This is a genomic window from Rugamonas rivuli (assembly GCF_009380165.1).
GTDB classification, from domain to species: Bacteria; Pseudomonadota; Gammaproteobacteria; order Burkholderiales; family Burkholderiaceae_D; genus Rugamonas; species Rugamonas rivuli.
In genome coordinates this window covers 1-12,101 of the sequence record NZ_WHUF01000016.1, presented here as the reverse complement: position 1 = coordinate 12,101, position 12,101 = coordinate 1, and the positions used below count along the sequence as shown (strand labels likewise).

Below are 12,101 nucleotides of genomic sequence, written 5' to 3'. Positions count from 1 at the left end.
CGGCGGGCGGCTCTGCCGCTGGCGGCGCCGGCTCGGCGGCAGGCTGCGGCGCCGGCTTGGGCCGGGGCTTGGGCGCGGGCTTGGCCGCTGCCGGCAAAGGCTGCAGCTCTGCCGCAGGCGGCGTGTCCACATGCTTGGGCAGCGCCAGCCGCAGCTGGGCGGTCATCAACGACGGCGGCAGCGGCGAGGGACGATGCGTCTGCGCCGCGAGCCGGCCGCCCACCCAATCGATCGCCAGGTAATGCAGCGCCAGCGTGGCCGCGCACAATAGCAGCAGGCGGCGGCGTTGGAATAGATGGGTGCTTAAGCTCATGGCGCTAGTTTAACGTGTTCGGCCCGAGTCCGCGCCCACTGCGCAATGTTGTCAAAATCTTTTGAAGCACGCGCCTTTATCTGCTACGCTGGTCGATATTCCTATAGGAGACTTCCATGGCCCACACACAAATGCCAAACATACCAGGTGCAGCAGTGATGACGGATACGCTGGATTTCGTCAAGAGCCTGTGGGGCAGCATGAGCGTGCCCGGGCTGACGGCGCCCACGCTGTCGGTGGAAGAGCTGGACAAGAAGATCAACGACCTGAAAGCCGTCGAGACCTGGCTGAACCTCAATATGAGCATGCTGCGCGGTAGCATCCAGGCGCTGGAAGTGCAGCGCGGGACCATCGCCACGCTCAAGTCGGTCGGCGCCAGCCTGGCGGCCGCGGTCAACCAGCCGCACAGCAGCGATCACAAATCCATCTTCGACGCCAACCCGTACGCGTCGGCCTTCTTCCACCACGCGCGCGAAGCGGACAAGGACAAGGCCGCGACGCCGGCACCTGCGCCGGCAGCCGCTCCGGCAGCAGCGGCTGCGGCCAAGCCGGATGCGGCGGCATCGGCCAAGCCGGCCGCCGATACGGCAGCTGCGCAAATGGCCAATCCGGCGGTCTGGTGGAATATGCTGCAGGATCAGTTCAAACAGGCCGTGTCGACGGCGATGGCGTCCGAATCGATGATGGCCAGCGCCGCCGCGCGCGCCAGCGATACGGCGGCCAAGTTCGCGGCAGCCGCCACGCCGCCGGCCGCCAAGGCCAAACCTGCGCCAGCGCCGGCAGCCACGCCGGCCGCGGCCCCGAAGAAAGCACCCGCTAAAAAACGCGCCGCTCCCGCCAAGGCCAAGCCGGCCGTCAACTAGCCGTCGCGAGCCACTACGATTGCTACGCCAGCCGCTGGATGCGGATGGCGTCAATCAGGCCGTCGGCCTGACGCTGCACTTTCTCGATATCGATCAAGCCCTCTTCTTCGAGCTGTCTGGCGCTGTCGTGTGCGGACTGAAAACTATCCAGCGTGTCTCCCTTGGCAGCGACCGGGCGTATCCACGCCACGCTGCCGACTTTCATTTTTGTATAAACTTCTTTTGCGATATCGCGCATATTTTAGTGCCCTTTATTTGCCCTCAATATTGACAGCGAATCAAGGCGCAGCCGGGGCCGCGCCGAAATTCAGTGTAATCATTTGCCGTCCCGGAAACAAGGCCGTCACCGGCCCCGCTGTTGCGCTGATCCGTCACTCGCGCGGATCGTGGACGGCGCCGTTGGCCGCCTCGTACTCGGTGGCGGCGGCAGCGGCCACCACGCCCGACATCGGCGCCAGCATCGCCAGCTGCTCCATCAGCTGGGCGAAGCGCTGCTGTCCCGGCGCGATGGCGTCGACATGCATCAGCACCGCGATCGCCTCTTCCGCCAGCTCACGCACATAGCCGGTCTGCTGCAATTGCGAGATCAGGATCTGCGCTGAATTGAACAGGATGCGCATATTGTGCGGCAGCGCCTTGCGCGCCACCCGCATCCACTCGACCGCCTCGATCAGCTTACCGGTCTTCCACAGCAGCACGCCCTTGTTCATCATGTCCGCCGCTTCCTTGCGCGAAGCCTTGATCAGCTCCATGCCTTCGTCGGTCATGCGCGCCTTGTCGAAGATCTTCTGCACGTCCTCCAGCAGCGGCACGTTGTCGTGGTTGTTGCGGGTGACGTAGCACAGCAGGCCCACCGGCGCCTCCTTGACGCCGACCGCGAACAGCAGCGTCGCCATGTCCAGGCAGGTCTCGGTGTCCGGCCGCTGCTTGGTTTCGTCGGCCAGCATCGCCTCCAGCTCGTCGCCGGATTTGCGCGCGCGCCGGTAGTCGCCGGTCTCGTGATAGACCAGGCCCTCGGTGATCTTGGCGCGCAGCTCGACCTGGTCGCCGCCGAACTGGTGGACCGCCGCGTTCAACAGGCGTATGGCTTCCTTGGTGTCGTTCTTTTGCGCGCACACGCGCGCCAGGCCGAAGAAGGCGTCGACCGTCTTCATCACCGAGTACTCGCCGATCTCTATGCATTTGCGGAAGGCCTTCTCCGCCACCGGGATGTTGCCCAGCTTGAGCGCGGTCTGGCCCAGCGCACGCTGGCGCGGCACCGAGTTCGGCGACAGCTTGGCGGCCTTTTCCAGCACGCCGAAGGCTTCCTCGGTCTTGCCCTGCAACTGGAAGGTCTTGGCCAGCTGGTCGAAGGCGTCGATGTAGAAGCGGTTGTCGGTGATCACCGCCTGGAACATCGTCAGCGCCGTTTCGAGTTCGCCGTTGTTCATCAGGATCTTGGCCAGGCCGCAGCGCGCCCAGTTGTAGTCGCGCTCTTCCAGCACATGCTCGTACACCTTGCGCGCCAGTTCCGGCTCGCCGCTCTTGAGCATCAGCGTGGCCTTCATGCGCTGCAGGTCGATCTCGTGCAGCGGGTTGTGGGCGATCTGCTCGTCGCACAGGCGGGCCGCGCGCAGGTAGTCCTTGTCGGCAAAGGCCTGGTCGATTTCGCGGAAGATCTGCTTCTTGTTCCACACGCGGTTCAGGCGCGTCAGCAGCACGCCTTCAGTGATCGGCTTGATGATGTAGGCGTCCGGCTGGTGCTCGGCCGCGCCCATCACCGACTCCACGCTTTTCTCGGCGGAGACCATCAGCCACACGCTGCTGGGCAGCATCAGGTTGCGGATGCGCGCTTCCTCCAGCACCTGCTGGCCGTTCTTGCCGTCGCCGAGGTTGTAATCGCACAGCACCACGTCGTAGCGGGTCTTCGACAGCAGCACCATGGCCTCGCCGCCGCTGGCCGCCTGGTCGATATGCTTGGCGCCGAGGTTGCGCAGCGATTCGCGCAGCAGCTGGCGGATGCCGACGAAATCGTCGACCAGCAGGTAGTGCTTCTCGGCCCAGTCGACATCGCCGGCCGCCGCGGAGGCGATTGCTTCGACGCCGCTCATGGCAGGCGCAGTATGAAGCAGCCGCCGCCCAACACGCCGCCGTTCTCCAGCGCGATGCTGCCGCCGCGCTGGCGGTGCTTGTGCATCTTCGCCACTTCGCTGGAGAAGTAGAGACCGAGGCCGCTGCTGTTGTTGAGGAAGTTGACGCCGCTGCGCCGGCCGTCCATGGCGCTGGCGCCCGCCTCCAGCATGGCCGGCGGGAAGCCGTCGCCGTTGTCTTCGACGCGCAGTTCGAGGTAGTCGCCGTCGATGCGTATCGCCAGGCGCAGGCGGTCGCGCGTGTAGCGGATGGCGTTGTTGATGGCGTGGACCAGCACACCGATGATCAGGTCTTCATCCAGCGTCCAGATGGCGTCCTGCGGGAAGTCGAGATCGAGCGCGATGCCGCGCGAGTGCAGCAGCGTGCGCGCCTGCCCTGCCACCTGCTCGACCAATTCGCTGACGCGGCAGGCGGCGGGGTCGAAGGGGTAGCCGGGTTTGCCGACGTCCTTGTACAGGGCCAGCAGCTGGATCAGGTTGTCGTTGAGGCGTTTGGTCTGGTACAGCATTTGCGCCAGCGGGGCGTAGTCGGCATGCTTGGGCTGCTCCGGCGAAGCAGCGGCCAGCAGATTCTCCAGCGTGCCATTGAGGACGCCGATCGAATTCTTCATGTCATGCACGGTCGACGCCAGGAACATGAACAGCTCCGGCGAACTCTGGTGGTGCTGCGCATCTTCTTCATCCATCGTTCGGTTCTCCATGGACGGCGCCTGGCGCGATTGGGATTGTTGTCAGTGGCGCATTATATCCTGTTGAATATGGCAGCGCCAACGCTGGTCTGGCACGCAGCCGCACCGCGTTTGCGCGAACGCAACGGCGGGCGGTGCTGCGGCGGGGCGCGCTATTGGCTGCGGCGCCGCTGTTTGAGCAGAAAGCGGCCGGGATCGAGCGCGTCGACCAGCATCGCCTCCAGCGGCGGCGGGGTGTTTTCCAGCTGGGAGACCAGCAACTCGGCCATCAGCGGCGCCCAGATCAGGCCACGCGAGGCGTAACCCAGCAGGCCATGCAGGCCGGGATGGCGCGGCACGTCGCGCAGGCGTTCGAGGCGGCCGGCGGATGGATAGTCGGGCAGCGCGCCCGCCAGCGGCAGGCGGTCCGGCGCGGCGCAGCGGAAGCCCACACGGCCCGCCAGCGGCGCGGTGGCGGCCAGCGCGGCGACGTCGTCGCCCGGCACGATCTCGGCGAGGCGGGTCAGGTTTTCCAGCTGGCTGTCGGCGCGCAGTTGCGGATCGTCGTCGTTGTCGTAGGTGGCGCCGGCGCAGACCATGCCTTGGGACGGCGGCGTGACGTAGGCTTCGCGGCAGACGACCAGCGGCAGCAGCGGCGGCGATGGCGCGTGCCCGGACACCGGCAGGTGCGTGACCTGGCCGCGCAGCCGGGAAAGCGGCAGCTCCGCCGCCTGTGCGATGTTGACGGCGCCGGTGCCGTTGGCCAGCACCACCGTCGGCGCTTGCGCGATCAAGGCGCCATCGGGGCCGCGCACTTGCCATTCATCGTCCACGCGCTGCAAGTCCAGCGCTTCGGCGGCGAACACGCGCCGCAATCTCTCGCCGCAGGCGTCGAGCATGGCCTCGCACAGCGACGCCGGACGCGCCCACCCGCCCTGCTCGAACAGCCAGCCGCCGTGCGGCGTGGGGCCGCCCAGCATTTCGCTGGCGGCATCGGCTTCCAGCCAGCGCACGTACTGCTGCGGATAATCCCAGGCCGCCACCACGTCCTGCTGCACCTTCGCATGATCGGCATCGCGCGCCAGTTGCAGCACGCCGCAGCTTGCGCCGTCGAACGCCTGCCCAACGCCGCCAAGCCGGCGCCACTCGCGCAGCGCGAAGGTGTAGGCGGCGCGGCTCAGGCGTGTGGGGATGTTGTCGTCCTTGGACAGCAACGGCATGAAGATGCCGGCCAAATTGCCGGACGCTTCCTGCGCAGGCGAGGCATGGCGTTCGATCAGCGTCACCTGCCAGCCGTTGGCGCACAGGCGATGGCTGGCCGAGGAGCCGGCCAGGCCGGCGCCGATCACGATTGCTCGGCGCACAGGCGCGGGCGGCGCTTCCGGTTGCGGCTTGCGGCTTTGGTAGACCGCGCTGACGTCATGCGTGCCTTCGACAGCCTGGCAGGCGAAACCTGCGGCGGTCAGCGCCCATACCAGCGCTTCGTCCGGCGCATCATCCGGCGCATGTACGTGCAGCGTCGCGCCCAGCACCGCCAGCTTGGCCAGGCCGCGTGCCAGCGGCGCAGGGAACGAGGCGGCGACATGGAATGCGTCGATTCGTGCGACGATCTGCGGCAGCACCGCATCCAGTGCGCCCACCAGCAGGTCCAGCGTGACGCGGCCATCGTCGAGCAGGATGCGGTGGAAGCCCGGCACATTCAACGGCCACAAGGCGCGCAGCTGCGCATCGGCGACCGTGTCGGCCGGCGGCACCTGCGGCGTCACTGCCAGATAATGCAGAACGCCTTGCGGCGGCAGTGCGCGCCACGCATCCATGAACCGCTCGCCGTGGCCGAAGTCCGTGTCGAGCACCACCTGCCGCATCATCACTTGCGCGCCCGGCAGAAGCAGTCCGGCGCGTGGTCGTTGACCATGCCGATGCCTTGCATGTAGGCGTAGATGATGGTCGAGCCGACGAACTTGAATCCCAGCTTGGCCAGATCCTTGGAGATACGGTCCGACAGCTCCGTCTTGGCCGGACGCGGTCCCTTGCCCGCAACCAGCGGCTTGCCGCCGACGTAAGCCCACAGCCACTGATCCAGCGTGCTGCCGCTGGCGCGCAAGCGCAGATAGGCCTGCGCGTTGGTGATCGCCGCCGCCACCTTCAGGCGGTTGCGCACGATGCCAGCATCGGCCAGCAGCGACGCCACCTTGTCGGCATCGTAGGCGGCGATCTTCTCCGCGTCCCATTGATCGAAGGCGGCGCGGTAGTTCTCGCGCTTGTTGAGTATCGTCTCCCAGCTCAGGCCTGCTTGCGCGCCTTCCAGGTTGAGCATCTCGAACAAACGGCGCTCGTCGTGGCAAGGCACGCCCCATTCCTTGTCGTGATATTCGAGGTAGAGAGGATTGGCGGGATTGGCCCAGCTGCAGCGCGTCTTGGTCATGGCTCGGAGGGATGAGGGAGAAGCCGGTAGTATAGCAAGCAGCGGGGTATCATATAGGCCCCTCTCATCGACGGAGCATCGCATGCAATTCGAAGCAAAGATTGAATGGACGCGCAACGGGCAGGATTTTCTGGGACAGCGCTACAGCCGCGCCCACGCATGGAGTTTCGACGGCGGCGCCACGGTGCCGGCTTCTTCATCGCCGCTGTCGGTGCCGCTGCCGATGTCGGACGCCGCAGCCGTCGATCCTGAGGAGGCGCTGGTGGCTGCGGCATCCAGCTGCCATATGCTGTTCTTCCTGTCGATCGCCGCCAAACGCGGTCACACGGTCGACAGCTATCGCGATCACGCCGTCGGCGAGTTGGGCAAGAACGCTGCGGGAAAAATGGCGATGACGCGCATCGCGCTGCGACCGGTGATCGCTTTCGCCGGCACCGCGCCGCCGGGCGCCGAGGAACTGGAAGCCATCCACCACGAAGCGCACGACAAGTGCTACATCGCCAATACGCTCAACTGCGACGTGGTGGTTGAGGCCCCGTAATTGCTGAACTAGTAGGCGACGTCTTCCAGCCGATAGCGGAATTTTCTGCGCTCCGGCAAATCCCAGCCGGGTGCGGGATCAGTGCTGCGCGGTGGCGCGCTGGCAGACGGTGCGGGTAGCGCGGGCGCTGATGCAGCGGATAACGGCAGGCCTGCAGCAGGGCTCTTCATCGCCGTAGTGGCAAGCGTTGGCGCTGGCGTCTTCGAGGCTGCGATTAGTTCATCGCGCAGCCTGCACGCGATTTTGAAGGTCTTGTCGCCCGGGCGGCGGATGAATAAATCCTGCCACGCGTTGCGCGTCGAGCGTGCGAACGATTGTGCGAACTGGTTCGGCGAGACGACGCGGCCGTTGTGGATGATCTTGTCGCCTTCAACGCGCGCGTAGTTGTTTTCGCCGTAGCTCCACGATTTCAAGATCGTGCCTTCGGGTAGGAACAGCGATTTCCATTGATAGCCATGCAGGCCCTCGGGGTCCGCGCCGGGGGCGAATCTTGCCGTGGCTTCCAGCCAGCATTCGAGAGCGTGCGTCATTGCCTCCGAAATATCCTGCGAGCCGCCACGGCGGCGCAACTTTTCGATCAGCTTGAGCAGGGTGTCGGTAGGCAGCTGCACGGTCATTGTGGTATTCATCCTATTTTCTCCCCTATTTTCTTCTGCTTTACCCAAGTTAGACCGGGAGTCGCGGAGATAGTTCAATCGATGAAAAAATAGGGGAAAGCAGGGGTAAAAATCGGGCTTTTTCCACAAGGAGCGGGATGCCCTACCCCATGCATATACTCCCCCCGGAGGCGTCAGGTTTCGAGGTCGCTGGACAGGCCGACGCGGCGGCGCTCGCCGCCCAGCACCAGCGGCCCGGTCAGGTTGCTGACCAGGCGTACTTCGCCATCCGCCACCGCTTGATCCAGCTGCTGCATCAGGCGCGGGAAGATGCCGTCCGGCTGCGTGGCCGCCGTGCTGTACACAGCCGCCCACGCATTGCGGCCGGAGCGCTTGGCAATATACAGGCCCTGGTCCGCCAGCTCCACCACCTGCGACCATGACAGCAAACGCGGTTGCTCCGGGATGAAGGGGAAACAGGCAAAACCGATCGAACAAGTCTTCGACAGCAGCACGCCGTCCGGCAGCACGAAATCGCGGTCGGCCACGGCGCGGCGCATGCGCTCGGCCACCACCCGCGCCTCGTCGCGGTGCGTGGCGCGCGCCAGCACCAGGAACTCCTCGCCGCCCCAGCGGATCACATAATCCGATTCGCGGAATACTTCGCGCAGGCGCTCCTGCATCTGCACCAGGATCGAATCGCCGGCCGCGTGGCCGTAACGGTCGTTGACTTCCTTGAAGTGATCCAGATCGACCATGAAGAACACCAGATCGTTGGGCGCCAGCAGGTCGCACTCGGTCAGCTGGCGGTGCTGGCCGGTGTCGTAGCCGCGCAGGCTCATGGCGACATCTGCATCGACGTTCTGCAGGAAGAAGCGGCGGTTGCGCAGGCCGGTCAGCTGGTCGGTCAGACTGACTTCTTCCAGCGCCTTGTAGGCTCGTTCCAGTTCCAGATTTTTTTCCAGCAGCTGCTCCTGCGTCGCGCTCAGCGTCTTCAGCGTCGCCGCCACCTGGCGGTAGGCGCTGGCGTTATCGAGCGCGATGGCGCCGTAAGCGCACAACGTGCGGAAGATCAGCCGTTCGCGCTCGCCGTACGCGCGCGCCAGCAGCGACTGCACCGTCATCACGCCCAGCACGCGCTCGCCCACGCGCAGCGGCGCAAACAGCAGGCTCAAAGTCGGCAGCGTGCCGGGGATCAGGTTGGGCGTGACATCGGCTTCGCCCAGTTCGATCATGATCTCGCGCCGTTCGCGCATGCAGCGCGCCGAGTTGGCGTTCGGGTCCGACAGCGGCACGCGCACCGCCGGCAGCGGACTGCCCGCTTCGACGCCGAAGGCGCAGGCCAGCCATTCCTCGCCCGGCTCCAGCAGGAACACCGAGAAGTGCGTGGCGTCGAGCAGGCCGTGCACGTGACGGTCCAGCGCGCGGAACACCGCCGCCGCATCCAGATGGGCGGTGATCTCCTGGCCGATGGCGCTCAGGTGTTCCAGCGTGGCGCTGGTCTGTTGCAGCACCTCGGCGCGCTGCGCTTCGGCGGCTGCCAGCTGGCGGTGATGTTCGCCCTCGGTCTGTGCGCGCTCGGTCTGGTACTGCACCTGCATCGCGATGGCGCGGTTGGTGGCTTGCTGGCTGTGCGTCTGGTCGCGCGCGGCGCTGGCCTGCAGCGCGATCGCATACGCGCGCGCGTGGTCGCCGATGGCCGCGTACTCGCGCGCGGTGGCGTCGAGCAGCGCGCCGGGCACGGTGTAGCCTTCGATGGTGGCGGCGGTTTCCAGCGCCAGCTGCAGGTAGTGCAGCACCGGATTGGCGGCCTGCATCTCGGCCGGCGCCGGCAGCCGGTGGCGGGCGTGGATATCGGCCAGCACATTGAGCGCGGCGATGCAGCTGGAGGCGTCGGCATGTTCGCGCGCCAGCGCCAGCGCACCCTGTGCCGCGGCCAGCGCATCCTCGGGCCGCGCCAGGTGCGACAGCGCGTGCGCCTGGCCGCGCCGCGCGCTGCTCTGGAAATCGGTCTGTCCCAGCGCATCGCCGCGCGAGGCCAGGCGGGTAAAGCTGTCCAGCGCCGCCGCGTGGTTGCCCAGGTCCAGCGCCAGGTCGCCCTGGTATTCCAGCGCCACCGCGTAGGCGCGCGATCCGGACAGCGGCGCCAGCGTGTTCAATGCTTCGCGCAGCAGCGTTTGCGCCGCTTCGCGCTGGCCCAGCTGGCGCAGGGTTTCCGCCGTCTGCATCAGGCACATGCCGATGCTCAGCGGCCAGCCGGTCGGGCGCGCGAGGTCGAGGCCGCGCTGCATCCAGTCCAGCGCCGCTTCGTGCGCGTTCAGGCTGGTGAAGCCGTTGCCGATGTTGGTGGCGACGATGATGGCGCGGCGTATCTGCCCGGTGGCCAGCGCGGTTTCGTAGCTGAGCATCAGGTGGCCGATGGCGCGGCCGTAGTCGCTGCGCTGGAAGGCGCAGGTGCCGAAGAAGTCGCTGATCCAGCCGGCCGCGATCGGCGCCACGCCGCCCAGGTCGGCGCTGAAGCGGCTGCTCCAGCGCTGCTGCGCGGCTTTCCAGTCGCTGAAGGTGTGGCAGATGCCGGAGGCGGCGTCGATCACGTCGACGCGCACCGGGTCGCCGCCGGCGCGGGCGGCCTGCGCGGCCTGCGCCAGCCAGTGGTCGCCGGTGCTGCTGGCGCCGCGGTCGTTGGCGATCCAGGCCAGCACCCAGCAGGCGTCGGCGTGCACCAGGCTGGCCTCGGCCGGCAGATCGGCCGCCAGTTCCAGCTGTTGCAAGGCCAGTCCGGCCTGATATTCGGCATGATCGAGTTCACCGCTGAGCCATTGTGCCTCGGCGGCGATCAGCAGCAGGCGGGCGCGCTGCACGGCGGCCTCGGATGGGGGCAGCTGGTCCAGCAGCGCGGCGATGTCGGCGGACAGGGATTGCGCACGCAGCGGTTCGCGCTGGCGCAGGTGCCAGGCAAGCGCCATCAGCAGCGGCAGGCGCGACCAGCCTTGCGCTTCAGACAACTCCGCCTGCCAGCGCGCCAGCTCTTCATCGAGCGCAAACATGTTCACCAAATAACTTCCCTTTACTGTGTGCTACCCGCTTCCGGTCGAAGCGGCAGGCGCCATTGCCTTAGCGCATGTATGCGCTGTTTCAGCATTATTCCACAGTTTGGAGGGCGCTCCGCCAGCCCTTGCTAAGTCCCTGAAATCAAAGCGTTTTTAGTTCTGCATGGAAATTTATTTAACGTAAGGAAATACGCGTGCGCGCCGCAGCGGGCGTAAGATGTTGAAAATTATTTGCCGGACGGCGGAATAATCCGGCCCAGCCTTGCGTATACCCAGTGTATCCCCCACCCGTAAAGGAGCAACGCCATGAACACCGCAACCCGCCTGACTTTCTGCCTGATTTCCTGCCTGAGCGCCACCCTGCTGCCGGGCGGCGCCGCCCGCGCCGACGACGTCATGAAAAAAGACGGCATCCTGGTCAATGCCGCCGGCATGACCGTCTACACCTTCGACAAGGACACCGCCGGCAGCGGCACCAGCGCCTGCAACGGCCCGTGCAGCGACAACTGGCCGGCCGTCGCGCCATCGGCCAGCGTGGCCGCGCCGTACTCGGTGATCACCCGCGAGGACGGCGCCAAGCAGCTGGCCTACCAGGGCAAGCCGCTCTACCTGTTCAAGAAGGACAGCAAGCCGGGCGATCGCAACGGCGACAACTTCAAGGACATCTGGCACGTGGTCAAGAACTAAGCGCCTCCGTGCAAGACGCGCACGACAGCCTGGTCGCCTGCATCCCGCGCCTGCGCCGCTACGCGCGGGCGCTGCTGGGCGGCCGCGCCGACGCCGACGACCTGGTGCAGGACACCGTCGAACGCGGCTGGGACCGGCTGTCGAGCTGGCGGCGCGGCAGCGACATGCGCGCCTGGCTGTTCGGCATCATGCACAATCTGCACGTGGACCAGCTGCGCCGTCCGGCGCTGGCCACCGAGCCGCTCGACGACGCGCTGCCGCTGGCCGGCGCCGACACCACCGCCGGCGGCCTGGCCCTGCGCGACCTGGACCGCGCACTGCAACAACTGCCGGCCGAGCAGCGCGAAGTGCTGCTGCTGGTGGCGCTGGAAGACATGCGCTACGAAGACGTGGCGGCCGCCCTCGATATTCCGCTGGGCACGGTGATGTCGCGCCTGTCCCGCGCCAGGGAGCGGCTGCGCCTGATCATGCTGGGCCAGCCGGTGCCCGCCCCGCTCAAGGTGGTCAAATGAATACCCCCGTTACCGAAGCCGAACTGCAAGCCTGGGTCGACGGCCGCCTGCCGCCCGAACGGCGCGGCGCGGTCGACGCCCATCTGGCGCAGCACCCGGCCGACATGGATCGGCTGCAAGCCTACCGCAGCCAGAACGCGGCGCTGCACGCGCTGTTCGATCCGCTGCTGGCCCGGCCGGTGCCGCCGGCCATGGCCGCATCGGCAACTGCGCCAACGACGCCGGCATCGGCGCCGGGCCCGGTTCGGCGTCCCGCCTGGCCGCCGATGCTGCGCGCGGCCGCCATGCTGGCGCTGACGCTGGCCGGCGGCGCCGGC

General features: G+C 66.8%; 12 protein-coding genes and 1 pseudogene. 5 read left to right on the top strand and 8 right to left on the bottom strand.

Annotation, left to right across the window (positions count from 1 at the left end; genetic code table 11):
• A pseudogene (locus GEV01_RS30490) lies at positions 1-313 on the bottom strand (DUF3108 domain-containing protein); the annotation flags it as partial.
• A 131-nt stretch (positions 314-444) separates the two neighbouring features.
• Between GEV01_RS30490 and GEV01_RS30485 the strand changes: the two are divergent.
• A complete protein-coding gene (locus tag GEV01_RS30485; RefSeq protein WP_235914650.1) occupies positions 445-1,176 on the top strand; it encodes a PhaM family polyhydroxyalkanoate granule multifunctional regulatory protein in 732 nt (243 codons plus the stop codon).
• Between the two features lie 22 nt (positions 1,177-1,198).
• Here the strand turns inward: GEV01_RS30485 and GEV01_RS30480 are convergent, their stop codons facing one another.
• The 5 genes from GEV01_RS30480 to GEV01_RS30460 form a co-directional block, all read right to left on the bottom strand.
• On the bottom strand, positions 1,199-1,414 hold the full coding sequence (locus GEV01_RS30480; protein WP_070273304.1) for a hypothetical protein: 216 nt from the start codon (positions 1,412-1,414) through the stop codon (positions 1,199-1,201).
• Positions 1,415-1,547: 133 nt separating this feature from the next.
• Positions 1,548-3,266 (bottom strand): tetratricopeptide repeat-containing response regulator, encoded by a 1,719-nt coding sequence (locus tag GEV01_RS30475; RefSeq protein WP_152810159.1) that lies wholly within the window; start codon positions 3,264-3,266, stop codon positions 1,548-1,550.
• Positions 3,263-3,991 carry a sensor histidine kinase gene (locus GEV01_RS30470; protein WP_152810157.1) on the bottom strand — a complete coding sequence of 243 codons (729 nt, stop codon included), beginning with the start codon at positions 3,989-3,991 and terminating at the stop codon, positions 3,263-3,265. The genes GEV01_RS30475 and GEV01_RS30470 overlap by 4 nt, the downstream gene beginning before the upstream one ends.
• A 155-nt stretch (positions 3,992-4,146) precedes the next feature.
• Entirely contained in the window at positions 4,147-5,841 is a 1,695-nt protein-coding gene (mnmC, locus tag GEV01_RS30465) for an FAD-dependent 5-carboxymethylaminomethyl-2-thiouridine(34) oxidoreductase MnmC (protein WP_152810167.1), read from the bottom strand.
• The gene (locus GEV01_RS30460) at positions 5,841-6,398 is read right to left on the bottom strand and encodes a DNA-3-methyladenine glycosylase I (protein WP_008444628.1); all 558 of its coding nucleotides are present in this window, start codon (positions 6,396-6,398) and stop codon (positions 5,841-5,843) included. The genes mnmC and GEV01_RS30460 overlap by 1 nt, the downstream gene beginning before the upstream one ends.
• Positions 6,399-6,480: 82 nt before the next feature.
• Between GEV01_RS30460 and GEV01_RS30455 the strand changes: the two genes are divergently transcribed.
• Positions 6,481-6,939: an OsmC family protein gene (locus GEV01_RS30455; RefSeq protein WP_152810155.1), complete on the top strand. Its 459-nt coding sequence runs from the start codon at positions 6,481-6,483 to the stop codon at positions 6,937-6,939.
• 8 nt (positions 6,940-6,947) lie between these two features.
• Here GEV01_RS30455 and GEV01_RS30450 read toward each other — a convergent pair whose 3' ends face one another.
• Together GEV01_RS30450 and GEV01_RS30445 are read right to left on the bottom strand one after the other, a co-directional pair.
• Positions 6,948-7,568 (bottom strand): hypothetical protein, encoded by a 621-nt coding sequence (locus tag GEV01_RS30450; protein ID WP_235914649.1) that lies wholly within the window; start codon positions 7,566-7,568, stop codon positions 6,948-6,950.
• A 161-nt stretch (positions 7,569-7,729) separates the two neighbouring features.
• Positions 7,730-10,582 carry a sensor domain-containing diguanylate cyclase gene (locus tag GEV01_RS30445; RefSeq protein ID WP_152810152.1) on the bottom strand — a complete coding sequence of 951 codons (2,853 nt, stop codon included), beginning with the start codon at positions 10,580-10,582 and terminating at the stop codon, positions 7,730-7,732.
• A 309-nt stretch (positions 10,583-10,891) separates the two neighbouring features.
• On the opposite strand from GEV01_RS30445, the gene GEV01_RS30440 reads away from it, so the two are divergent.
• From GEV01_RS30440 to GEV01_RS30430, 3 genes are all read left to right on the top strand, one after another.
• Positions 10,892-11,272: a COG4315 family predicted lipoprotein gene (locus GEV01_RS30440; protein WP_152810150.1), complete on the top strand. Its 381-nt coding sequence runs from the start codon at positions 10,892-10,894 to the stop codon at positions 11,270-11,272.
• Positions 11,273-11,280: 8 nt separating this feature from the next.
• Entirely contained in the window at positions 11,281-11,784 is a 504-nt protein-coding gene (locus tag GEV01_RS30435) for an RNA polymerase sigma factor (protein ID WP_328595673.1), read from the top strand.
• On the top strand, positions 11,781-12,101 hold a 321-nt coding region (locus tag GEV01_RS30430; protein WP_175023308.1), incomplete at its 3' end, for an anti-sigma factor family protein. The genes GEV01_RS30435 and GEV01_RS30430, both read left to right, overlap by 4 nt.